The 24,417-nt window shown below is 37.4% G+C and carries 18 protein-coding genes; 9 read left to right on the top strand and 9 right to left on the bottom strand.

Going from position 1 to position 24,417, the window contains the following annotated elements:
• Positions 1-245: 245 nt before the first annotated feature.
• Together ACFIMX_RS01520 and pth are read left to right on the top strand one after the other, a co-directional pair.
• The gene (locus ACFIMX_RS01520; RefSeq protein ID WP_375617601.1) at positions 246-875 is read left to right on the top strand and encodes a 50S ribosomal protein L25/general stress protein Ctc; all 630 of its coding nucleotides are present in this window, start codon (positions 246-248) and stop codon (positions 873-875) included.
• A 76-nt stretch (positions 876-951) separates the two neighbouring features.
• Positions 952-1,524 (top strand): aminoacyl-tRNA hydrolase, encoded by a 573-nt coding sequence (gene pth / locus ACFIMX_RS01515; protein ID WP_375617600.1) that lies wholly within the window; start codon positions 952-954, stop codon positions 1,522-1,524.
• A gap of 237 nt (positions 1,525-1,761) precedes the next feature.
• On the opposite strand, the gene ACFIMX_RS01510 is transcribed toward pth, so the two are convergent.
• Positions 1,762-2,505: a L,D-transpeptidase gene (locus tag ACFIMX_RS01510; RefSeq protein WP_375617599.1), complete on the bottom strand. Its 744-nt coding sequence runs from the start codon at positions 2,503-2,505 to the stop codon at positions 1,762-1,764.
• A gap of 265 nt (positions 2,506-2,770) precedes the next feature.
• On the opposite strand from ACFIMX_RS01510, the gene ychF reads away from it, so the two are divergent.
• Positions 2,771-3,874, top strand: coding sequence for a redox-regulated ATPase YchF (ychF, locus tag ACFIMX_RS01505; protein WP_375617598.1), 1,104 nt, complete (start codon positions 2,771-2,773; stop codon positions 3,872-3,874).
• A gap of 159 nt (positions 3,875-4,033) precedes the next feature.
• Here the strand turns inward: ychF and ACFIMX_RS01500 are convergent, their stop codons facing one another.
• The 4 genes from ACFIMX_RS01500 to petA all read right to left on the bottom strand — a co-directional run bounded on the left by ACFIMX_RS01500 (position 4,034) and on the right by petA (position 7,284).
• Entirely contained in the window at positions 4,034-4,474 is a 441-nt protein-coding gene (locus tag ACFIMX_RS01500) for a PRC-barrel domain-containing protein (protein ID WP_375611176.1), read from the bottom strand.
• A gap of 110 nt (positions 4,475-4,584) precedes the next feature.
• Positions 4,585-5,481 (bottom strand): cytochrome c1, encoded by an 897-nt coding sequence (locus ACFIMX_RS01495; RefSeq protein ID WP_375640579.1) that lies wholly within the window; start codon positions 5,479-5,481, stop codon positions 4,585-4,587.
• Positions 5,475-6,731: a cytochrome bc complex cytochrome b subunit gene (locus ACFIMX_RS01490; protein ID WP_375617596.1), complete on the bottom strand. Its 1,257-nt coding sequence runs from the start codon at positions 6,729-6,731 to the stop codon at positions 5,475-5,477. The genes ACFIMX_RS01495 and ACFIMX_RS01490 overlap by 7 nt, the downstream gene beginning before the upstream one ends.
• 4 nt (positions 6,732-6,735) lie before the next feature.
• Entirely contained in the window at positions 6,736-7,284 is a 549-nt protein-coding gene (petA, locus tag ACFIMX_RS01485) for a ubiquinol-cytochrome c reductase iron-sulfur subunit (RefSeq protein ID WP_375640581.1), read from the bottom strand.
• 725 nt (positions 7,285-8,009) lie between these two features.
• On the opposite strand from petA, the gene ACFIMX_RS01480 reads away from it, so the two are divergent.
• A complete protein-coding gene (locus ACFIMX_RS01480) occupies positions 8,010-8,513 on the top strand; it encodes a tRNA (cytidine(34)-2'-O)-methyltransferase (protein WP_375617594.1) in 504 nt (167 codons plus the stop codon).
• A gap of 444 nt (positions 8,514-8,957) precedes the next feature.
• Here the strand turns inward: ACFIMX_RS01480 and ACFIMX_RS01475 are convergent, their stop codons facing one another.
• Entirely contained in the window at positions 8,958-10,211 is a 1,254-nt protein-coding gene (locus ACFIMX_RS01475) for a CCA tRNA nucleotidyltransferase (protein ID WP_375640582.1), read from the bottom strand.
• Positions 10,212-10,458: 247 nt separating this feature from the next.
• On the opposite strand from ACFIMX_RS01475, the gene ACFIMX_RS01470 reads away from it, so the two are divergent.
• From ACFIMX_RS01470 to ACFIMX_RS01450, 5 genes are all read left to right on the top strand, one after another.
• Complete coding sequence (locus ACFIMX_RS01470; RefSeq protein ID WP_375617592.1) at positions 10,459-11,490, top strand: AAA family ATPase; 1,032 nt, start codon at positions 10,459-10,461, stop codon at positions 11,488-11,490.
• Positions 11,491-12,402 carry a DUF58 domain-containing protein gene (locus ACFIMX_RS01465; protein ID WP_375640583.1) on the top strand — a complete coding sequence of 304 codons (912 nt, stop codon included), beginning with the start codon at positions 11,491-11,493 and terminating at the stop codon, positions 12,400-12,402.
• On the top strand, positions 12,399-15,197 hold the full coding sequence (locus ACFIMX_RS01460) for a DUF4159 domain-containing protein (protein ID WP_375693929.1): 2,799 nt from the start codon (positions 12,399-12,401) through the stop codon (positions 15,195-15,197). Before ACFIMX_RS01465 ends, ACFIMX_RS01460 begins: the two co-directional genes overlap by 4 nt.
• Complete coding sequence (locus ACFIMX_RS01455) at positions 15,194-17,290, top strand: glutamine amidotransferase (RefSeq protein ID WP_375640586.1); 2,097 nt, start codon at positions 15,194-15,196, stop codon at positions 17,288-17,290. Before ACFIMX_RS01460 ends, ACFIMX_RS01455 begins: the two co-directional genes overlap by 4 nt.
• Before the next feature lie 594 nt (positions 17,291-17,884).
• A complete protein-coding gene (locus ACFIMX_RS01450) occupies positions 17,885-18,769 on the top strand; it encodes a metallophosphoesterase family protein (protein WP_375617588.1) in 885 nt (294 codons plus the stop codon).
• Positions 18,770-19,674: 905 nt separating this feature from the next.
• Here ACFIMX_RS01450 and ACFIMX_RS01445 read toward each other — a convergent pair.
• The 3 genes from ACFIMX_RS01445 to ACFIMX_RS01435 all read right to left on the bottom strand — a co-directional run bounded on the left by ACFIMX_RS01445 (position 19,675) and on the right by ACFIMX_RS01435 (position 24,369).
• A complete protein-coding gene (locus tag ACFIMX_RS01445; protein WP_375617587.1) occupies positions 19,675-19,800 on the bottom strand; it encodes a hypothetical protein in 126 nt (41 codons plus the stop codon).
• Between the two features lie 346 nt (positions 19,801-20,146).
• Entirely contained in the window at positions 20,147-20,971 is an 825-nt protein-coding gene (locus tag ACFIMX_RS01440) for an outer membrane protein (RefSeq protein WP_375640587.1), read from the bottom strand.
• Between the two features lie 452 nt (positions 20,972-21,423).
• Positions 21,424-24,369, bottom strand: coding sequence for a bifunctional [glutamine synthetase] adenylyltransferase/[glutamine synthetase]-adenylyl-L-tyrosine phosphorylase (locus ACFIMX_RS01435; RefSeq protein ID WP_375640588.1), 2,946 nt, complete (start codon positions 24,367-24,369; stop codon positions 21,424-21,426).
• Positions 24,370-24,417: the final 48 nt, after the last annotated feature.

The following is a 24,417-nucleotide window of genomic DNA, read 5'->3' as shown; positions in this document are numbered from 1 at the left end:
GGTTGATTCTCCATCCACACCGTAATTTGTAACATTTCCTCCTTTTTAACGGTAGAAATCATCGATTTTTCCCACAACTCTTGCATCTATGAATAGTTTGAACTATAGAACAAACTTCTGCGTAGACACCCTTGGAGGCAACGCAGAATGGAGTGATCGCTGTTGGTTAGCGCATATCTTCATATCCATGCAAAAACTATTACTGTTTTTGAAGGATCTCCAATCATGTAAAAAGGACTTAAATTATGAGCAAAAGCTACACTCTTAAGGCTGAAAAACGCGAGCGGGTTGGTAAGGGGTCCTCCCGTGAACTTCGCCGCAACGGTCTTATTCCTGCTGTCATTTATGGTGAAAAACAACCACCCTTGGCAATAACAGTTCCCTATAAAGAAATTTTCTACAAAATTCATGCCGGTGGCTTTCGTACCACCATTGCAACGATTATTCTTGACAAGCAAAAAATTATGGTTTTGCCAAAAGATTATCAATTAGATCCCGTGCGTGACTTTCCCCTCCATGTAGACTTTTTGCGCATCTCAGAAAAATCCGTTGTAGAAGTGAATATTCCTGTCCACTTCCTCAATGAAGATACGGCACCTGGACTTAAAAAGGGTGGTGTCCTCAATATTGTTCGGCACGAAATTGAATGTACAGCTCCAGCAAGTGCTATTCCTGAAGCTATTGAAATTGATCTCTCCAGCTACTCTATTGGTGATTCTATTCACATTTCAGCAGTGCAACTGCCAAAAGATGTGACTCCCATCATCCAAGATCGAGACTTTACCATTGCAACCATTGCAGCTCCTGCTGGCATGGATGTCAGCGATGAAACTTCTGAACAAGAAAATGATGAAGAAGACACGGAAACTTCATAAAACTCAAAAGGCGGGAATTTTTTCCGCCTTAATTTATGAGACATTACCCTTACTCATACTTTGACTGAAGATACACATGTGGCTTATTGCTGGTCTTGGCAATCCTGGTTTACAATATCAAAATAACCGCCATAATATCGGTTTTATGGCTGTTGATGCCATTTATCAGTCCTTCTCTTTTTCTCCATGGTCAAAGAAGTTTCAAGCAGAAATCTCCAATGGTTTCATAAATAATGAGAAAATTTTTCTTATAAAACCACAAACTTTCATGAATCTTTCTGGTCAAGCTATCGGTGAAGCTTTGCGATTTTATAAATTAGATTTAAAGAATTTGATCATCATTTATGATGAGCTAGACCTGTCACCGGGGAAAGTTCGTATAAAAATTGGTGGAGGAAATAATGGGCATAATGGCATTAAGTCTATTGATGCCCATTGTGGTACTGACTATTGTCGTATACGCATAGGAATTGGTCATCCTGGAAGCAAAGAACTTGTTCATCAGCATGTCCTGGGAAATTTTACCAAATCTGATCAAGAATGGTTATCCCCTCTTTTAGAGACAATCGCAAAAAATATCGCTCTCCTTATAAAAGATGATAAATCCCTCTTTATGAATGAAGTTTCACAAACGATAAAAAACAATTAGAACCATTGGCTTGCATGTCCCAGTCGCGTGAAGAATATGAATAAGAACTCTTAAAAAAATCCTCTTATAAACTTAAGGCAAAATCTGTTGGCAACGTGAGAAGCTAAAAAATAGAACAGAATACAAGCTTGTATACACCTTTGAAAAAGAAAGGCTTTTATTCTCTTTTGAGAGAAAGAGAAGATTGAACAGCAAACCAAAATACTCAAACGGCTCTCTCCAATCTTCTCCCCTAAATTAAAAAAAATCATTTGGCTGAATGGTCGACTGTAGCGGATCGTAACCATTTGATTGTTGACTATAAACTGTAGGAATACTCCTATTGTTTTGCAATACCACAACACGCGAACCAACGGAAACACGATCATAAAGATCAATAATATCTTGATTAAGCAAACGGATACACCCACTTGAAATAGCACGCCCAATTGACCACGATTCGTGTGAACCATGAATACGGAAAAGTGTATCTTTCCCATTTTTGAACAAATAAAGTGCCCGCGCACCTAATGGATTATCGGGCCCTGGTGGCATTCCTTTCCCAAGATGACCATAACGTTCTGGTTCTCGAGCCATCATAGCTGCAGTAGGAGCCCAATTTGGCCACCGACGCTTGCGCTGTATAACCCCCTCACCTTCAAATGCTAGGCCTTCTTTACCGACACCAATCCCATAACGCAAAGCTTTTCCATTTTCACCAATAAGGTAAAGAAAACACTCTTGCGTATCGATAACCAATGTTCCAGGCGCATAAGATGTATAATAAATCACCTCTTGTCGCCAATATTTTGGATCAATTGTCGCAAGATCAACAGCAGGTAACGAATAGGTCTCATTCGTTACAGGACCATACAAAGCCTGTATTTCTGGTGGAATGTATCGAACTTGTTGAAAAGGTACCGATGACATATCTGACTGACGTGTAGCACATCCAGCCAAAGCCAAAAGTGCTGCAATTAAAAAGGCACAACGAGATAACACTCTTCTATTTTCTCCGATTAATTATTTATGCAGATTTGCATACCATGAAAAACTTAGCACAATATTAACATTAATTCGAAGTTTTCTTATCCTTGTAACTAAGGAGAACAATAAGGCAAGAAGAACTAAGGTAAAAAAGTAGATACCTACTACTTTAGACTTTTTTCTCACTTATCGCAAGACAAGGACTATAACTCTTCTGAAAATATGCTATAAAAAGGAAGCTTTATCTTGACCATAAAATCAATAGAAAAGAAAGATTCTCATGGGCTTTAAATGCGGTATTGTCGGATTACCTAATGTCGGGAAATCAACTCTTTTTAATGCATTAACAAAAACAGCCACGGCACAGGCTGCCAATTATCCTTTTTGTACCATTGAACCCAATACCGGTGAAGTTGCTGTTCCAGATTTACGAATGGAAAAAATTGCATCAATCGCTGGTTCAAAAGAAATGATTCCTACACGCATTAACTTCGTCGATATTGCGGGGCTTGTGCGAGGAGCTTCAAAAGGCGAAGGTTTAGGAAACAAGTTTTTAGCCAATATTCGCGAAGTCGATGCCATTGTCCACGTTTTACGCTGTTTTCAAAATGAAGATATTACCCATGTAGAGGGACGTATTGATCCTGTTTGTGATGCGACAACGGTTGAAACCGAACTCATGCTTGCGGATCTTGAAAATCTTGAGAGACGAATCATACAAATCCGTAAACGAGCAACCGGAAAAGACAAAGAAGCTCTCACAATTTTACCTATTATGGAAAAAGCATTAAACATACTGCAACAGGGAAACCCTGTCCGGTTATTACTCAAAGATATTTCTTCCGATGAACACCATATTCTTAAGAGTTTGAATCTTTTAACCTCCAAGCCTGTACTTTATGTTTGTAATGTAAGCGAAAATGACGCCGCTCATGGAAATAGCTTTACCCAAACAGTTGAAAAAATGGCAACAAAGCAAAATGCGCAAAGCATTATCATTTCTGCTTCTATCGAAGCGGAAATTACACAACTGAGTGATGCTGAAGCATCAGAATATCTCAATGCTCTAGGACTCTTTGAACCGAGTCTCAATCGCCTCATTCGCGCTGGTTACCATTTACTTGATCTCATTACTTACTTCACCTGTGGACCTAAGGAAACACGAGCATGGACAATTACACGTGGTACAAAAGCTCCCCAAGCAGCTGGTGTTATTCATTCAGATTTTGAGCGCGGTTTCATTCGTGCGCAAACCATCAGCTATAATGACTATATTGCTCTGGGTGGAGAAAGCGGTGCAAAGGAAGCAGGGAAAGCCCGCGATGAAGGAAAGGAATACATTGTGCAAGATGGCGATATCATGTTATTTAAACATAATACTTAAATCTTCACTCTGTCTTAATAGTTTATCTTGAAAACTTTGGTAATAGCTCCTTGGAATCTTGTCGTAAAAATTCTCAAAAGTTTTTAGAACAAAAAAGCTGTTGCTAGCATATGATTGTGATAGCAACAGCTTGATCCATTAAAGAATAGAAATATAAAATTAGCGTGTCCAACGCCCTTCGTATTTAAATGTTGGAGCGTTCTTTAAAGAATCTTTTGTCGCATTTGTAATGAGTTTCCATTTACCATAATCATTTGTCATCTGGATTGTTTCTGGAGAAACGACCACATAACTCTCGCCTATGCCAAGAAAACCACCAACAGCAATAACAAATCCTGCAATATTATTTTCACGTAAAATAATATCTTTTACTTCACCAATATTTTCATCTTCTATATTATATACATTGGCGCCTATAAGACTGGAAGCAACAAAATCCGTTGCTAAAGGTGTCACATAACGCACAGACTTATCTATCCCTACCTGTACAATACCCGTCGAAGAGATCATTTCAGGTTTTGAAGGCACTTCAAAAGACTGAGCATAAGTACTAGAAACCATCAAAATTGACATAAGAGTAGTACATGCAATTTTTTTCATTTTAACATCTCCATTTTTACTTTGCTTTTACTTTATAAAACCTCAATGCATCATAAAAAGATTTGTTCCTTATGCTCTTTATACTCTATATTCTTTTGAGCCTTGTCGCTTTACCCTTTTCTCTTTATTTCGTCTTTTATTTCTTTCTCTAATTCTTCTTCTAAACCACACCAAATACGATTTTTTAAAATATAAACAAACCCTGCAAAAATGATTAAAAATAAAATAACACGAAAACCGGTTTTTTTACGAATTTCCATATGAGGATCGGCAGCCCACATCAAAAAAGCAGAAACATCGCGCGCATAATGTTCAACGATTTCTGGGGTCCCATCTTCATAAGCAACCATACCATCACTCAAAGGAGGAGCCATAGTTAAAGAATTACCAGCAATAAAATAAGGATTATACCAATAACCATTCGCAATTTTTATCTCCTTCGGTGCCTTCTGATATCCTGTTAAAAGAGCTGTAATATAATCTGGACCAGCTGTATCATAATGAGTCAATACATCAGTAATTAAAGCAGGAAACGGCAAAAATACCCCACGTGCACGTGCCATCAATGTCAAATCTGGAGGATAAGCACTATTCAAAACAAATCTTGCTTCTTCTTCATGTGAAAAGGGAGAAGGAAAATAATCCGTTGCAACCCCAGCACGTTTAAAAAATTTTCCTTCTCGATTAGGACCATCGCGCACTTCATATTGCCCCGCCAAAGCTTTGACCTGTTCTTGATCATACCCAAGATCTTTTAAATTGCGAAAAGCCACATATTTTAGCCCATGGCAGCTGGAACAAACTTGTCTATAAACCTTTAATCCGCGCCTCAATTGCGCCTTATTATAAAGCCCAAATGGACCTGAAAAACTCCATTCTTGTTTTTTAGGAACCTGTAAAGGAAAAGAAATAAATCCCTCTTCCTGATCAGAGGCATCACTCGCTAAACTCTGAGCAGAAAAACTCATAGCAACAATAACAACCAGCCCGACAAAAACATTTACCATAGTCTCTTTTTTTTCTGTTTTAAATCTTGCATAATTGAAGAAGGAAGAGAACATTTTTTTTCAAACGCTGGCAAAATCGGCAAAATAACCAAAAAAAATATAAAATAATAAACCGTAGCCAATTGTGTCCATAAAAGAATTTTGTCACTTATTTCTCTTGACCCCAACCAACCAAGAAAAATGACATCAATAACCAACGCCCAAAAGAAAATTTTATAAACAGGTCGATATCTTGCTGAACATATTTTAGAGCGGTCTAACCATGGCACAAAAATTAAAATGCAAATCGAACTGACGAATAAAACAAAGCCAACAAAGTTTGAAGAGAAAATACCAATATCAAAAGTTATAGCACGAAGCATCGCATAAAAAGGCAAAAAATACCATTCTGGAACCACACGAAGAGGTGCCTTTAAAGGATCTGCCACACTATAATTTTCAGCCTGCCCCATATAATCGGGCATATAAAACAAAAACCAGGCAAAGAAGATGAGAAAAACAGTAATAGCAAAAATATCTTTGATAAGCGCATAAGGCGAAAATGGAACCGTTTCCTTATCTGATTGTATAGCAAGACCTGTTGGATTGCCTTGCCCAACACAATGAATTGCCCAAATATGCAGCCCCACAAAAAGAAGCAAAATAAATGATAAAACATAATGGAAAACATAAAAACGATTCAACGTTGGTTGTCCTACGACATAACCACCCAGAAGTGTCTCATGCAACCATATCCCCGCCAAAGGTATCGTTTTTAAAAGCCCTGCAATCACTGAAGCCGCTGAAATAGACATCATCCCCCAAACAAGCACATAACCCAAAAATGCTATTGCCATCATGATGATATAAATAAAAATACCTGTAACCCATACCATTTCTCGCATATTTTTATAAGAACCATAATAAAGTCCACGTGCCAAATGGATATAAACAGCAATAAAAAAAAACGAAGAGCCTACACAATGCCATGGACGAAAAAGCCAACCAAACTGCCCTTCACGCCGAAACCGTTCACTAGTTTCAAAAGCCAAATGAATATCCGGAACATAATGCATAGCCAAGACAATACCAGTCAAGAGCTGTGATAAAAGCATAATAGTTAAAATACCGCCAAATGTGTAAAAGTAATTAAGATTATGCGGAACAGGAAAAATCACAAATGCATTATAAAAAAAACGAGGAAGAGGAAAACGCTTATCAAACCAACGAGCAAGAGCACTTTTAGGACAATAAGGAGGAAACCTTATCATGACTTTATCCTATTTTGAGCAAAGTATCAGAAAGAAATTGGTAAGGTGGAATAGTCAAATTATGGTTAGCTGGACCTGACCGCACTCTTCCAGCAGTATCATAAACAGACCCATGACATGGACACAACCATCCTCCAAATTTACCCGATTGCCCAAGTGTTACACAGCCTAGATGCGTACAAAGATTAATAACAATAAGCCAATTTTCACGTCCTTTACCTGCTGAACGCGCAAAATCTGTTGCTTCCTTTTCACCTTCAAGATTAGGATTGCGCGCTTGACGATCTTTTAGAAGTCTCAATTCAGTAGCGCGAGCATCAGCAATTTCTTTTGCCGTACGATTTCGAATAACAACAGGCTGTCCTCGCCACTTTACCGTTACCGACATCCCCTCTTCAATACCAGAAAGATCAACCTCAACAGAGGAAGATGCCAAAACAGCTTCATCTGGACGCAACTGACGGATAAAAGGCCACATAACCGCTCCCATTCCAACTGCTCCTGCAACAGCTGTTACCAAAAACAGAAAATCCCGCCTCGTTTGCTCACCCATGGCCTTAACTTAAAGAGACACTTTGCTAAAACATTCTTTTACCATACCCTCTCCCATTGTACAATGCTTGATCACTCAGTTACCTCAACCATAAAAACATCCCCGTAAAAAACTCCTACCATTTGTATGGTTTATACAAAAAACTGTTTTATAATGATAATTCATCGTTTTACAGAGTGAATGAAATCCCTAAACACCGTAAGGTTTTTTCATTTCAAACCTATTCATATCAATCAATCAAAATTACTCCCCCGCCCGTGAAAATCAGAGATAGCATGTAAATAAACACTTCTAAAGAAAGAAACATAGTCTTGTTATGACCATATCTCAGTAAACAAGTTGAGCTTATCAGTCATTTCTTTAACACATTTACAGCATCTCTCCCTCCCTCAATTCCAACTGGTTTCATGAGTATTTTTTTCGCTTCTGTTTTTGCATAAAAAGCATATTTTGTTGATTTTAATTAAAATTGATGATCTAGCCTCATTAAATATCCCACTTTTCAACATAATGAGCCAATTCATTTATGGATGGCTCAATAAAAGGAAGTCCCTAATAGGGAGCTTCTCTCTTATCCCAAACAGACCTGTATACATAACTTTTTCCCTGAAATTTAAAGGGAATAAAAATTAACCGTAAAAAACATGTATTTCTCAAAGCATATTTTTCGAATAAATTGTGGTGCTTCTTTACAAAGTCGAAAGAAAAATCATATTACAGAGAACATGACACTTCATATAGCTCTTTTCCAACCTGATATTGCTGGTAATACTGGAACGATTTTACGTCTTAGCGCTTGCTTTGGTTTACATGTGCACATTATTGAACCTGCAGGCTTTAATCTGTCGGATCGTAATCTCAAACGTGCAGGATTGGATTATCTCGAATATGCTTCCTTAGAACGACACATTGATTGGCAACATTTTATAAGCTCCATGAAACACTTTAAACGCCGCCTGTTGCTTTTAAGTACAAAAGCAAAAACATGCTATACGCAGATATGCTATCAAAGAAATGATGTTTTACTTTTTGGTCGTGAAACAGCTGGCGTTCCCGATTATGTTCATGAAGCGGCCGATTACACATTAAAAATTCCCATGCAACCACAGGCACGCTCTCTAAATCTCGCCATGAGCGTAGCCATAACAACAGGAGAAGCATTACGCCAAATTGGTTATCATGAAAGAAACTGTATCTATAAAAACATAAATTATCACGAAAAACAATAATACAACATATAAAGAACAGTTGAGCGTATAATGCCTATTATTTTCCAACAATTAAGTGCTGATAAAATAAACATTTTTTAGTGCCTAGCACATCCATTTCACATCACCACCTATAAATGATTAAATACTCCTCATAGTAAAAATCCATTGGACATCACCCTATTTATGCTCATACAAGGTGCAAACCGCTATCACTATTCTCTATTCGTTCTCATTTTTGAGAATCCTTATCTTTGAGATGATTCATAAGAGACATTTTTCCTCTCTGTAATTATTTTTCCTCACTTGTGACGTGTAAGGCAATAATTTTGATTGATGTAATATGAACAGGTTTGAAATAACCTTACAATATTTTGAGCTCTTATTTCACATGAATAATGATTATTATAAATTAATATGTTGACTTAAAAAATATAAACAACAGTGGGTTTATAAACAGATATATTATAAATCAATTTTTTCTAATAGTGCATGACGATCCATTAAAAATCCGCTTTCAACCCATATCATTTCTAACTCTTTAAGCTTGTTTCCTAAAAGTAGACCTTTCGTAAAACCTTTCTTTATTAAATCGTTACCATTAATAGGAAAAGTTGGAATTTGCCATTTTTTGGCAAGTTGATAAAGCTTGACATAACCCTCTGCTTTTTGCAAAGCATCACTTTTTTCCAGATGATCAAGATGTGATGCAGCGACAGACAATGATAATTGATCTAAAACTGGCTGTCGTCCATGAAAATAAATCAGTTTTTGCACAAAATGATCAGAACAGTTTTGGTTTATTATTTCTAACTCTGCCCATTCTTTTAATCGCGTTGTTTCCTTAAGAGAAAAACGCAAGCGCTGTGCCATTTCATGAAGACGTATGGGGTCAGGAGGAAGAAGGCTTTCTAGCCGTAACAATGGATCAACTTTCCAACCAAGAGCCTGTTCTGTCTTCACCAATGCGTGAATTGCATCAATGCCCCATCGTTCTGTTTCAGGAAAAATGAGTGGCAAAATTCTGCTTTGTCGCATCCATAAAAGAGCACGCATTGGATCAAACGCCGCAAGAAGCTTTTTCATTTCTGCCCAAATACGTTCAGAAGAAAGTTTTTTTAAACCGTGTTTTAAACGAACACATGCCTTCAATCCTTGCACATCAGGTCGCCCTGCTCCGTACCACGCAAAAAAGCGAAAAAACCGTAAAATACGCAAATAATCTTCGCCAATACGATCTTCTGCAACCCCAATAAAACGAACTGTTCGGCTAGCAATATCACTCAAACCTCCCACATCATCATAAAGGTTGCCAGCAGCATCACAATAAAGCGCATTTATCGTAAAATCTCGCCGTTCAGCATCTTTTTTCCAATCACGACCAAATGCCACTTTTGCATGACGACCATCTGTTTCAATATCGCAGCGAAGCGTTGTAACCTCATAAGAACATGAATGAGCAACTACTGTTATTGTACCAAAAGCAATCCCTGTAGGAATAGCTTTAAATCCTGCTTCTTCTACACGTGCAATAACCTGTTGCGGCAAACAGGTTGTTGCAATATCAATATCACTAATAGGCTGCCCTAGCAGTTGATTGCGCACTGCTCCCCCTACAATACGCGCCTCTTCCCCCTCCACAGACAAAACACGAAGAAGTGTTTGGATATCACTTTGTTGTAACCACGCAACCTGTTTGAAGTTCTGTCTTATACTCACCCTTTAACCTTTCAAAAAAGTTGTCTTCATTGCTTTAAAAAACTCTCTTCATAAAACAAATTTTTTAAGACATCCCTTATAAAGCACGTCTATTTCTTCCAAAGAAACTTTTCTCTTCTTATATACGAATATAAAAAAACGGCATATGATACTTCATTTCTTCTCATTTTCTGTTACAAACAATAAGATATCCATTATCATGCAGAGAAAATTACCATTTTTGCGACAAACGCCTTAAGGAAGAAATATGAGTCAACATGATCCATCATCCAATTCTATAAAAAAGGTCAATATCAATCATGAAGCTCAAGTCATTATTGATGATATTGATACGGCACACAAAGAATTGGATATTTTACAAAAAGAAATTGACAAAGTTATTTTTGGGCAAAATCAGGTAATCGAATATGCTTTAATCGCTATTTTCGCTGGTGGTCACGCCCTTCTTGTCGGTGCTCCAGGACTTGCAAAAACACGTCTTGTTGAAACATTGGGAACAGTCTTAGGGCTTGATGAAAAACGCATCCAATTCACTCCTGACTTAATGCCATCGGATATTATTGGTTCTGAAATTATGGATTCCGATAAAGACGGTAAACGTTCTTTTCGATACATTCAAGGTCCTATTTTCACGCAACTTCTCATGGCCGATGAAATCAATCGTGCTTCCCCACGGACACAGTCAGCCCTTTTACAAGCTATGCAAGAATATCATGTTACTGTTGCAGGTAACCGTTATGATTTGCCACAACCTTTTCATGTTCTTGCAACGCAAAATCCTCTCGAACAAGAAGGGACATATCCACTTCCTGAAGCACAACTGGATCGCTTTTTGATGCAAATCGATATTGACTATCCTGACCTCACAACAGAACGACGGATTATTTTAGAAACAACAAAAGAAAAAAAGTCAAATGCAAAACCAATTTTATCCGGCAAAAAATTGCAAAAAATTCAAAATATCGTTCGCAAAATGCCTCTTTCAGAAAATGTGATTGAAGCTATTTTAAAAATTGTCCGCTCATCTCGCCCTCATAAAGACAATAGCCTTGCTAATACTTATGTTTCTTGGGGACCTGGTCCACGGGCATCACAAGCCCTTTCACTTTGTGTTCGCGCCCGTGCTCTTTATTATGGACGCTTAGCTCCTTCACTTGATGATGTTGAAGCATTGGCCTATCCCGTATTACAACACCGCATGGCTCTTAATTTTTCTGCCCATGCTGAAGATATAACCGTAAAAGATATTATCAATAACCTTGTGAAAGATGCTCTTTGAATGGCACTTGGCAAAAAAGTTTTACAAAAGCCTCCATTGTCGCTGGCAAATGAACTGCATAAGGATACTGGCAAAATGCCATATTTCCTTTTACAAGCGCGTCATATCGCTAATACATTGATAACCGGGTGGCATAGACAACGTAAAAGCGGTAATGGGGAAAACTTTTGGCAATTTCGTCCCTATATGGAAGGAGAATCCATTATCCGCATTGATTGGCGTCGCTCAGCGCGTGATGAAAATACGTATCTCCGTGAACACGAATGGCAAACGACACAAACCGTTTGGCTTTGTCCTGATCAGAGCGCATCAATGCATTACTGTTCGCGCTTTTCTAAAATCTCTAAAGGTAATCATGCCACTATTCTTACCCTTACCTTGGCATCCCTTCTTGCACGCAGTGGCGAACATATTGCTATTCCCAACTTAATGTCCCCCACAATGACATCCAATGTCGTAGAACGAATAGCCTTTGCTTTAGAAAATCATTCAGATGAAAATTTATTTCCGGATTTTTCAACGATTACACGCTTTTCACATGTCATTATAATGAGTGATTTTCTCGACTATCCTGAAAAAATCATCCAACATTTAACCGTTTTAACTACAAAACAGGTGACAGCTCATTTAATTGAAATTTCTGATCCCGCAGAAGAAAGCTTTCCCTACACAGGTCACACAGAATTTTTGGATCCTGAAACGAAAGAGAAACATGTTTCCACTAAAGCAGAAGATCTTCGTAAGAACTATTGTAAACTATATCACGCAAGGCGACAAGAATTGGTAAATTTTTGCGCACGCCAAGGATGGTCTTATCACGTTAGTACAACAGATCAACCTTTAACAGAGACCATTTTTCATCTTGCAAATACAATGAGCGACTCTCCATTGCAAAAAAGGAGGGCACTTTGAGTTTTGCTGCTCCCTTTCTGTTACTAGGGCTTTTGTTCCTACCGGTCATTTGGTGGCTGTTGCGGATAACTCCTCCATCTCCGCGTAAAGAGCTTTTCCCCCCTTTTCGCTTCTTACCCAAACCAACTCATCAACAAGAAATAGCAAAACATACACCTTGGTGGTTGCTCTTGTTGCGTTTAACCATAGCGGCACTTGTTATCATAGCTCTAGCACGCCCCACTTGGAATCAAAAACCAATAAGCTTTTCCGGGTCTCAACCCCTTGCACTCATTATTGATAATGGTTGGGTTTCTGTAAAAGAATGGAAACAGCGCATCTCTATCGCTGAAATACTCCTTGCACAGGCAGAAAAACAGCAAAAAAATATTTATCTTGTTGCAACGGCTGAAAATAATATCTCCAATATAGAGCCCCAACCAGCCAAGATTATAAAACAGCATTTAATGCATTTGCAACCGCGTCCTTGGTCTGTCAACCGCGTGCATGCCTTCAAAAAACTCAGCAAAATAACCAAAGGAAAACCTCTTGATATTGCTTATTTAAGTGATGGATTACAAACAAATGAAGATGAGCAAGCTTTTGCTCTTCTTGAAGAATTAAAACCTAGAAACTTCTTGTGGTATTTGACTGATATTTCCGATTTAACCGGCATAACATCCATAGAAAATAACAATGGAAACATGGGCGCGCGTATTATCCGCTCAACAACACACAGTAACACTCCCGCTATACTCAGCCTCTACGATTCAAATAATCAACTTCTCGGACAATTTACGAACAATTTCTCTGAAGGAGAAACAACAGCACTTGTTCCTTTTAATGTACCACTTGAACTACGCAATGATATCGCTTGGATAAAAATAAACAATCAAAACCATGCTGCTGCAACCTTCTTGGTAGACAGCCATAACAGGATAAGCCGTGTTGCTCTTCTCTCACCCGATACCAATGAAATGGCACAGCCTTTACTTGCTCCATTTTATTACATTATCAAAGCCTTACAAGGTCATACACAGCTTATAACAGCCGGTGGAAGAGAACTTTCAACGGATATTGATCATTTGCTTAAACAAAATCCATCTGTTTTGATTATGGGTGACATTGTTAACATACCCCCAAAAGCAGAAAAAAAACTTTCTGATTTTGTGAATAAAGGGGGAACACTCATCCGCTTTGCAGGAGAAAAACTCAGTAGCGCAGAACATTACGATAACCTTCTTCCGATACCACTACGCCCAGGTCAACGTTCCCTTGGAAGTATTATGTCTTGGACAAAACCACAAAAGCTTGCCCCTTTTGCAAAAAATAGCTTTTTCTTTGGTCTTCCCTTTCCAGGAGATGTTACTGTCTCGCGCCAAATCCTCGCAGAACCAACCCCAGATCTTTTTGAAAAAACGTGGCTTAGCCTTTCGGATGGAACTCCTCTTATTACCGCAGCAAAACGTGGTAAAGGAACCCTCATTCTCATTCATGTTGCTCCTGATCCAACATGGTCTAACCTTCCTCTTTCTGGCTTTTTTGCACAAATGCTGCAAAAATTAATCACATTAGGTTCTAACGAAAACACAAACCTAACACACAGAGAAAAAAGAACAGTGGTACAAAACCCTTGGCGAACTATAGCCGTTGACGGACAATTACAAGTACCACCCTCTGATGTTGTTCCTTTGATCTTTGACTCTCAAAATCCACCCCATCCTTCCTACCATACTCCCCCAGGACTTTATGGTGTCAAAAACGATTTTTATGCACTCAATCTCTTAACTCATTCGTCGCACTTGATGAAACAATCATCATTGCCAACATCTCTTAATAAAAGCCCTTTATCTTACGATACAAAAGAAAAAAATCTTATCGGCCCACTTTTAGGATTAGCCATCTTATTATTCGCCTTTGACAATTTTCTCATTTTATGGATAGGAGATATTTTTTCTTTCATGAAACGGCGTAATATGTTTCTCCTCCCCTTTATAAGTCTTATTGCCTTGTTTTCATATGATCCAACTCTTCATGCACAAACGAAAGAAAATCAATATGATAGTGTACAAGCTGCTGGTGCAACACATCTTGCCTATGTTATAACCAATAATCATGAAATTGATACAACGAGTAAAAGTGGTCTAGAAGCATTAAGTCAATTTATCGCAGAGCGCACAACGCTTACCCTCGGCTCTGTTACAGCACTTGATCTCGATAAAGATGAACTCTCTTTTTATCCTCTTATTTACTGGCCAATTGATGTTAAGAGTCCTATACCAACCCCCAAAAGCCTTGAAAAAATAAATAACTTTATGAAACATGGGGGAACAATTTTATTTGACACGCGCGATCAGATAAAGAGCAATCTTAATCTTGAAGGAGATGCTACTCCAGAAACGCAAAGATTACGAGATATCTTAAAAGAGTTAAATATTCCATCCATTGAGCCAGCATCAACGGATCATGTTGTTGCACGTTCTTTTTATATTATGCCAGATTTTCCTGGTCTCTACCGTGGTTCACCTTTATGGATTGAATCCTCATCAACAAACAAAAAAAATAAAAATTCCCTTGCCAGCGGCGATAATGTAAGTTCTCTTCTCATTACTGCCAATAACTTTGCTGGTGCTTGGGCACTCGATAAAAAAGGGTCATGGAAATATCCCCTTGTTCCCAATGATCCAATGCAACGTCTATGGGCATTTCGTGCAGGTTTAAATATTGTCCTTTATGTTCTTACAGGAAACTATAAAGCGGATCAAGTTTATGTTCCAGCACTCTTGGAACGCTTTAAAAGAGAAAGAAGGCAATGATATCATTTTTCACTTTTCAGCCTTTTTTACCACTCATTTGGATTCTGTTCTTAAGTGGAATATCGATTCTTTTTGTCGTTGTTGGTCTTGTTACGCAACGGCAAGGTTCTTTATTTCGTCTGATGGCATTAAGCGCCCTCATCCTTGCTTTGCTCAATCCAATGATCATAAAAGAACAGCGTGAACCACTGAAAAACACAGTAGGAATTGTTATTGACCGCAGCAAAAGCCAAACATTTGGAACACGTACAAACGACTGTGATGAAGCGCGCGCGCAATTAACTCAAGCATTGGCGCATTATCCACAATTTGAACCACGCTTTATTGAAGCTGGAAAACTTGCTGATAATCAGTATGCGCCCTCAACGAATTTGTTTGAGGCTTTAACACAAGCAGTATCTGATGTACCGCTCTCTCGTTATGCAGGAACCATTTTTATCACCGATGGACAAGTGCATGACATTCCTGACCTATCAGACCTTCATCATGAAGCACCTCTCAATGCCCTGATTACAGGGCACTCAGATGAATTTGATCGCCAAATCAAGTTTATTTCTCCTCCACGCTTTGCCCTTGTCAACAAACCACAAACGCTCTCCATTTTGGTAGAAGATAAAGGCCCCGCCAAAAAAACAATACCACAGAAAGCAAATATTACACTAAGCGTCAATGGACAAGACATTGGCCATTATTCTGTGACTCCTGGCGTGATTTTTCAAACTGAAATTAGCCTTCCTCATGCTGAAAAAAATATTATCCAAGTTATAACTGATCCACACAAAGGTGAACTAAGCTTTAAAAACAACCGCGCCATAACAATTATTGAAGGAATCAGAGAAAATTTACGCGTTCTTCTTATTTCAGGTGCTCCTTATAATGGAGAACGGACATGGCGAGACCTTTTGAAAGGTGACTCTAATATTGATCTTGTTCACTTTACTATTTTGCGTCCCCCCACCAAAGCAGATAATACGCCCTCAAGCCAATTATCCTTAGTGGTCTTTCCCACAAGAAAACTCTTTGTTGAAGAAATTAATAACTTTGATCTCATCATCCTTGATGGCTACCAGCACTCTACTGTTCTCCCCTTAATCTATTATGATTATATCGCCCAATATGTACAAAAGGGGGGTGCATTGCTGATGGTAACAGGACCTGAATTTACCCAAAAAAACTCACTTGCGAAAACACCTTTAATAAGCATTCTACCGGCATTGCCCAATGGAACTATTATTGAAAAACCTTTTCGCCCCACATTAACCAAAGAAGGTGAGCGCCATCCTGTCACAAGGGGTCTTGCAACACTTAACCTTCCCGCTTCTCAATGGGGGCAATGGTTGCGACAAATTGCTATTCAAAACATAAATAACGGAATCGCCCTCATGAAAGGAGCCGATGAACAACCACTTTTACTTCTCTCGCATGTTGATAAAGGACGTGTAGGCATGTTGCTTTCTGATGAAAGTTGGCTTTGGGCACGAGGTTTCGAAGGCGGTGGTCCTTATGCTGCTCTTTATCGTCGTATTGCCCATTGGCTCATGAAAGAACCAGAACTTGAGGAAGAAAAATTAAGTGCGACCAGCAGCCATCATCATTTAACAATTCGCCGCCAAACTCTAAAAAACCATCCAGAACCCACTGAAATAATCTTTCCCTCTGGAAAAAAAGAAAATATTACTCTGACCAAAGAGAAAGAAGGCCTTTTTACTGCAACTGTGACCACTGATGAGACAGGAATTTTTACCATTAAAAATGGCGGTTTAACAATACTTTCTTCTGTAGGGATGCTCGATAATCTTGAGTTGTTTGACTTGATTTCAACACAAGAAAAACTAGCTCCCATTATTAAGCACACTGGTGGCTACATCGGACGTTTACACCCTGAGGGAAAAGAAAACATTCATCTTCCTCCATTCAAGCTGATTCAATCAAAAACAAGTCCGTCCTCTTCTCCAGCACATTCAATTGTTCTGAAAGAAGCAACAGAAACCCGTTTAATCAATACCTTTTACTTTTCGGTATTTTCTGGTTTTTTTGCACTGCTTGCTTGCCTTTTACTGTTGAGCAGCATGTGGTATTATGAAGTCCGTTAAAAAGTCTGAGATTTCGTATAATAGTTTTTAAATTTAGCTTATCTTTTTACGTATTTACTTGTCTTTTATAATTATATAACGTATTGATTTATAACTCAAAATACAATGGAATTCTCCTTATTTCCAATGTCCTCATATTAAAACAATAAAAACATTCTCTTGCGTATTATTAGAAGAGATGCTGTATGGATAGAAACCATTGAAGAAAAGAGTGAAATACCTCTTATGAATCCTCTGAAAGCAAAGCAAGGATTTTCATAAAATTGGGGGAAAATAGTATGATGTTTTTTATTTGCTCCTTGTATAAGCGTAGAGATGGTAGTGTACAGTAAGCCCTATATAGTTCACAGAAGCTTTCCATTATAATATCGAGTACCGTCGTGAAGTTAGCTCAAACGCATTGAGAAATGTTTTTTTACAAATATGTGAATCTACAACACAATGATATTTTATTAGGGATATTCTATTTGGAACATTCCGCTTGAGACGTGCTTTTTTGCAAGCTAATTTTCATTTTACAATCTTTCTTGCCTTTAAGCACTAACTTATCTTATGTTTATTCTTTAAATCGTTTTTAATCCTCTACGAGCTTTTATGTTTTATCTTGCCCATATATCGGATGTACATCTTTCCCCTCTCCCGCAACCTTCCCTTTTTGAACTTTCTGGGAAGCGTCTTACCGGTTATCTGAACTGGCAAAAAAAACGTAAGAGTCAGATGGCAACAGATGTCCTAGAAACTGTAATAGATGCCTTGAACAAAAAAAAACCTGATCACCTTGTGATCTCTGGTGATCTTGTAAATCTTGCTCTCGATAAAGAATTTGTACAAGCTCATCGTTGGCTACTTAACCTAGGAAAACCTCAAGATATTTCTTTAACATTTGGAAATCACGATGCCTATGTCCGCGGCGCTTTACAAAAAGCATGCACTCTTTTTAAACCTTGGATTACAGGTGACATCCCTCAAAAAAGCGTCTTTCCTTATATGCGCATTCGCAAAGATGTTGCCATCATAGCAGCTTCTTCAGCCATTGCGACATTGCCTTTTCAAGCTTCTGGCTATTTTGGTAAAATGCAAGCGCAAACTTTACCGCTCTTTTTAAAGGAAGCAGCACAGCGCAACCTTTTTCGTGTCGTCATGATTCACCACCCCCCCTTTCCAAAGGCGACGTCTTGGCATAAAAAACTACGGGATATAAAACGTTTTCTAGACGTTATCAAATATCACGGTTGTGAGCTTATTCTTCACGGACATACTCATTTACCCACATTGAATTACATTGAAGGACCAATTAAAAAAATTCCTATTGTTGGTGTTCCTTCCGCATCACAAGCTTTTGGTGATAAAAAACCACCCGCAGGCTTTAATTTATTTTCCATTGAACGCTTACAAAATCAATGGCATTGCCAATTACAACGTTATAGCATTATCAATCCTCAAAACGAGATTGCATGTACTGAAACAATTAATCTTTAAACACCTTCATAGTTGCCAAAACAACAAAAAACGAAAATATTTTTATTTCATATTCCTTTGAAAATCATAATTCTTATTTCCCTTTTTCTCCTTAAAAGACAAAGTTTCACCTTCTCTGTCAATAGATCAATTTTTCTCAGACAGTTCCATCTGCTGCCCCACTTATGTGACTAGCTTTTTACAAACTTATCGGTTTTCTTCCTTCCCGCCCTAAAGAACGAAAATTGTACCACATCTGATTTATAAATAATCCGGATTCTTGTCTCACGGGTTCCAGCTGCTAATTGCGCATGTGATTTACTTCACAAAGCTCTACACATAAACCCTGCTTTGAATTTCATCATACACTCCTCCAAAAGCATCTAATGCGTAAAATCCTTATATTATTACAATGATGATATTTTATAGAATAATAGAGAAGCTCATTCAGCATCTATACCTGAAAATCAATGCCTAAAAAAGCCAAATAATAACTAAAGTATATAATTTCAATAACCCAACCTACTTGTGATTCATAAACAAATGATGTTGATTGATTTATCGTAAATAGATTTGAAATGATCCATTACTATTTCACTCGACATTTATTATCGTACATTAAAAAAGTTATAAAAAATAGTAGATTATATTTCGATAACAGACATAGGTAATAATGTTTTTTATGTCTCAATAAATTCCTAATTTTCTCTCTATTTTTTCCTATAAATCACTTTATAATACTCTTTATAATTATTTTATTATTGAATTACATTGCGGATGTAATTTTACGTGCTTTAGAATTTTTTTGCGATCTTTTTGTTATTAAATAAAATATTTTACGATACCGCAAAACAGAAAAGTTGATTGTATGAGAGATCTTTCAAATAAAATAAAATGCCATTAGCTTGCCAATTCACATGTTTGTTTTAAAAAGCATCTTTTAAAGCACCAAAACCCATTTCCCGACGGCACCTATGAATGATGTAATGATAAGTCCATTTAGCAACACCATCTTCACGTTTATGGAAAAGCAAGCTAGTATCAAATCTCATACTTTGCCACCCCCTAATGTAGCGACAGCCTTTAGCACTTAAGATAGTTCATAAGAAGCATTTTTATTCTTTCTTTAATGTTTTTATCTCACGACTCCCCCTCTTTTTGACGTGCAAAAGACATGGCTTTGATTGGTTCAATATAATATAGGTTTAAAATGAGAAAATCTTATGACACTCGGGGCTCTCACTTAACATGACAAAAAGTAATTTATATTTATAAATCAAAGTATTGTTCGAATAAAATAGTAGCTCTTTTGAGTAAAGGATATTTACTAGAACATACCTGAAAAATAAAAGCCTCATTCGAAAATGAGACTTTTGAAGTGTTTTATTCTGCAAAAAATTAAAATTTATAAGCTACACCCACGCGGAAATCATTTGTTTTGTAGCCCATTTCAAATTTATCCTGTATGAACTTCTTTTTGCCAAAATCTGAATAACGATATTCTGCACGCACAATAACATTATCAGTCATTGCAAAATCAATACCACCTCCAAGGGTATAACCAATCATGGTCTTTTTTTCATCATGCAACCAATCAGAAAAATCAACTTCTCCATTTTTGCTATCAGCTACTGCCGCAAAAATATTCTGAAGCTGCGTATAAGCAATCCCTCCGGAAACATAAGGCATCATACGCTCAATCGCAAAACCAACTCTCACCCGTGTAGCACCAGCCCATTTTTGTTTTAAAGTATGACGTACAGCTTTAATACGCCTTGTTGAATCATTCTCCTGCAAATCTCTTGTTAGACTTGTTTCTTCTATAGGTTTTGGTGTTTCTTCAGTTGGACCTTTTTTTGGTAGATTGACATCTTTAGAATCCTTTTTACCAGACCACATAATATCTGTATCAATACCTATAATAAAACTATTATCGATATCAATATTGGAACCCGCATAAACTCCCCCGATAAAACCAGAAAGTTTAGGTAAATTCTCCTTTCCAATTGGATTCCATATCCCTGTCTCATGTTTTAAATAACTTGCAGTTGTTTTACCTGAAAAGTTACCAATCTGTCCTCCAAGATAAAATCCTGTCCAAGACAAAGCAGGCGCTGGAATAACAGGAACAGGTTGTTCAGGAATAACGATATCCGACGCCTGTACTACAGAAATTGAAATTAAAGAAAATAGAGATGTTGAGGCTAAATACTTTGTAATCATAATTGCTCCCCTAAAAGCTAATGTGATACATAAATAATGGTAAATCGTTTCACAATTTTTTGAAAAAATCTATAGCAAAAATGACACAGTTAAAAAATTAAAATTAGTTTTAAATAAAGCTTAAATATTATTTATAATTTCCAGAAACTATTAATCTATAGCAGCTTTTATAGCTTCATATTGATCATCATTATATTCAATAATATAAATAATTATAATGTCAATTTTTTGAAAAAATGAGATAACGCTCATAAAAAATATGATTCACTAAATTAATCACTCATCGCTTTTTGTATAAAGAATGATACCTAGAATGGAGAATTTTTTCATCACACTTGAAAAACCAGTAGAGAACTTCACTCTAACCATCCCAAGCGTCTATGAAATGAAAGACAAAAAATTAATATATAAAAATGGAATTAATAATTTTTATTTATTCTTATAGAATTATTTTAATGTTTCATGATTTTTGTAAAAACTGAACAAACCAATTGCCCAGTTTCTGCAATTAATTTTTCAACACGAAGCAAATCAGGTTCCCCAACACTATTCAACAAAAGGTCACTTAATCCAGGTGGCATATCATTGGGATCAAGAGAATCATTTAAGCAAAGCCGTATAATTTGACTCAAATTTGTATAAAGACGATAGGCATAATGTAAATCAGCAATACATGACTGATTAAGAAAACTGTTTGGTAAGTGATCTAAAATATCCGCTGTCGTCGCTCCAATTTGAAACTCAATGACATGCGTAATAAGAGAAAATTGAGCAATAAACTCCAAATCCATAATGCCACCAGACATCGTTTTTAAATCCCATTGATTTTTTGGCGGCTTTTCTTTTGCAATCAAGGCACGCATTTCACATACTTCTTTTGCAACTTCCTTCTTATCACGAGAAATAGCAATAATTGCACATACTTCATTTTCTAGCTTTTGTAAAAAATCAGGGTCTCCTGCAATGCCTCGAGCCCTTGTTAAAGCAAGATATTCCCATATCCATGCTTCTTGGCGATAATACTTTTTAAAAAATGGAAAAGAAACAGCAATAGGTCCTTTATTGCCTAATGGCCGTAACCTTAAATCAACGACATAAAGAATACCTTGGCTTGTAAGAGTGGATAAAGCAGAAACGAGGCGCTGTGCTAAACGCGTATAATATTGAGAGATATAAAGAGGCTTTTCTCCATCAGATATTTCTGCATCATTATCGTGTTCATAAAGCAAAACGAGGTCAACATCGGAATCTGCTGTTAATTCGCGACTTCCAAGCTTCCCCATACCCAATATGCCAACACGCCCCCCTTTAATACGACCATGAAGACGAGAAAATTCCTCTTGAACGGTAGCAAATGTTTTTGTAATCATAAGATCAGCAAGCGCAGTAAAAGCAAAGCCCGCTCTTTCTCCTGTAATTGTACCGTTTAAAATTCGAATACCAATCAAAAAACGTTGTTCATCTGCAAAAATCCTTAAATGGTCAAGAATTTCCTCATAAGAAAGAACATTTTCAAGAAAATATTCAAGCCGTTTTTCTAAGTACGTTTTGGTCGGTAATTCTGAAAGAATATTCGGATCTAACATTCCATCAAAAACATGGGACCTGCGTGCAATAATTTCTGCAAGACGTGGAGCAGCCCCCATAATAAGGACAAGCATATCCAAAAGAGAAGGATTAGACTGCAAAAGACTAAAAAGCTGAATTCCTGAAGGTAAGCCCTGTAAAAAACCATCAAAACGTAACATCGCCTCATCAGCTCGTTTTGTCCCACCAAAAGCTTTCAAAAGAGCTGGTGTTAATTCCGTTAATCTCTCGCGTGCTTCGGCTGATTGCGTTGCTTTATAACGACCAAAATGGAGCGTGCGCATAATACGACAAATATCACTTGCTCTTTCGAAACCTAAACGGCTTAACGTTATTAATGTCTCTGGATCATCTTCTTCACCTGTAAAAACTAAATTACCAATTTCTAAACCAAGTTCTTGCTCATTCTCAAAAAGTGCAGCATAATGTTTTTCAACAACCTGAAGTGTTTTTAATAAATCACGGATAAAACTGTTACTGTCTTGATAACCCATTAAATAGGCAACACTCGTGAATTGAGCAGTATCATTTGGAAGAAGATGTGTTTGTTCATCGAAAAGCATTTGAATACGATGTTCTACATTTCGAAGAATAGCATAACTTTTTATAAGGCTATTTCTCGTTTTCTCACTGATCCAACCAAGCGTGTGAAGTTCTGCTAACATTGCAACTGTCTGACGTCCACGTAATTGAGGAAAACGTCCACCAGCAATGAGCTGCTGTGTCTGAACAAAAAACTCAATCTCACGAATACCACCACGACCTAACTTTATATTATGCCCATAAGCTGCAATTTGACCATAATTTTTATGCGCATGAATTTGACGTTTGATCGAATGAATATCAGCAATAGCAGCGTAATCTAAATATTTCCGCCACACATAGGGAAAAAGCTCTTTGAGAAAGTTAAAACCTGCCCTCTTATCACCAGCAACTGGACGTGCTTTAATCATGGCTGCTCGTTCCCAATTTTGCCCACGCCCTTCGTAATAACGCAATGCAGTCCTTACTGGTAAGGCCAAAGGGGTTGATCCTGGATCTGGACGAAGACGAAAATCAAGACGAAAAACATATCCTTCCGCAGTGCGTTCTTGAATGATACGGATTAATCGGCGTACCATTTTAGAAAATATGTCAACACTTTCAGAAAGATTACCAATATGAGGTGATGTTTCATCAATGAAAACAATAAGATCAATATCAGAAGAATAATTAAGTTCCCCTGCTCCTAACTTTCCCATCCCTAAAATAATTAAACCACAGTCTTTTTCTGGATTCTCACGGCTTAATAAATTGATCTTACCATGATCATGCGCTTCTCTTAATAGAAAACGTAGTGCTACACTTAATGCTGCTTCGCCCAAACGTGTCAACCAAGCACATGAAACTTCGTAAGTAAAAACACCACCCAAATCAGCTAAAGCAATAAGAACATGCGCTTCTCGTTTTTTGCGCCTTAAAGCAGCCATCAATGAAGTTTCATTTATAGCTTCATCCTTATCAATAGCTGTAATATCATCTATAATTTCGCTCAGCCTTGTTTCTATATCAACATTTAATAAAGCACTAAGATATGATGGGTTGGCAATTAAAACCTCACGCAAAAAAGGAGATAAGGTCATAACCGAACTGATAAAATCAATCTGCGTTCCACTCTCTGAAATGATGGAAACAAGCGATTCTAAACCTTCTTTCCTTGCTTGTTCTTCCATGTCTTTTAACCATTGGGAACCACTTTTATCGAGAGGACATAAAGAGAGAAGCTGTGTTTTAAAAAAAGCTTGTTTCGTCTGCGCTCCCTTGAAAAGCATTTTTCTTTCCTTTCTATTGCTTTATACTTTTAAAATAGTTGTTACGTA

The sequence above is a fragment of the Bartonella sp. AD24XZML genome (genome assembly GCF_042196485.1).
In the GTDB taxonomy this organism is placed as follows: Bacteria; Pseudomonadota; Alphaproteobacteria; order Rhizobiales; family Rhizobiaceae; genus Bartonella.
Note: the sequence above shows the minus strand (reverse complement) of the source record. Positions and strands in the feature narration are given on the sequence as shown.

Coding starts and splice junctions, on each gene's coding strand:
- ACFIMX_RS01490 (WP_375617596.1), bottom strand. CDS start 6,731: ATGATAAGGTTTCCTCCTTATTGTCCTAAAAGTGCTCTTGCTCGTTGG.
- ACFIMX_RS01470 (WP_375617592.1), top strand. CDS start 10,459: ATGAGTCAACATGATCCATCATCCAATTCTATAAAAAAGGTCAATATC.
- ACFIMX_RS01440 (WP_375640587.1), bottom strand. CDS start 20,971: ATGATTACAAAGTATTTAGCCTCAACATCTCTATTTTCTTTAATTTCA.
- petA (WP_375640581.1), bottom strand. CDS start 7,284: ATGGGTGAGCAAACGAGGCGGGATTTTCTGTTTTTGGTAACAGCTGTT.
- ACFIMX_RS01480 (WP_375617594.1), top strand. CDS start 8,010: ATGACACTTCATATAGCTCTTTTCCAACCTGATATTGCTGGTAATACT.
- ACFIMX_RS01435 (WP_375640588.1), bottom strand. CDS start 24,369: ATGCTTTTCAAGGGAGCGCAGACGAAACAAGCTTTTTTTAAAACACAG.
- pth (WP_375617600.1), top strand. CDS start 952: ATGTGGCTTATTGCTGGTCTTGGCAATCCTGGTTTACAATATCAAAAT.
- ACFIMX_RS01455 (WP_375640586.1), top strand. CDS start 15,194: ATGATATCATTTTTCACTTTTCAGCCTTTTTTACCACTCATTTGGATT.
- ACFIMX_RS01500 (WP_375611176.1), bottom strand. CDS start 4,474: ATGAAAAAAATTGCATGTACTACTCTTATGTCAATTTTGATGGTTTCT.
- ACFIMX_RS01445 (WP_375617587.1), bottom strand. CDS start 19,800: ATGAGATTTGATACTAGCTTGCTTTTCCATAAACGTGAAGATGGTGTT.
- ACFIMX_RS01520 (WP_375617601.1), top strand. CDS start 246: ATGAGCAAAAGCTACACTCTTAAGGCTGAAAAACGCGAGCGGGTTGGT.
- ACFIMX_RS01495 (WP_375640579.1), bottom strand. CDS start 5,481: ATGGTAAATGTTTTTGTCGGGCTGGTTGTTATTGTTGCTATGAGTTTT.
- ychF (WP_375617598.1), top strand. CDS start 2,771: ATGGGCTTTAAATGCGGTATTGTCGGATTACCTAATGTCGGGAAATCA.
- ACFIMX_RS01465 (WP_375640583.1), top strand. CDS start 11,491: ATGGCACTTGGCAAAAAAGTTTTACAAAAGCCTCCATTGTCGCTGGCA.
- ACFIMX_RS01450 (WP_375617588.1), top strand. CDS start 17,885: ATGTTTTATCTTGCCCATATATCGGATGTACATCTTTCCCCTCTCCCG.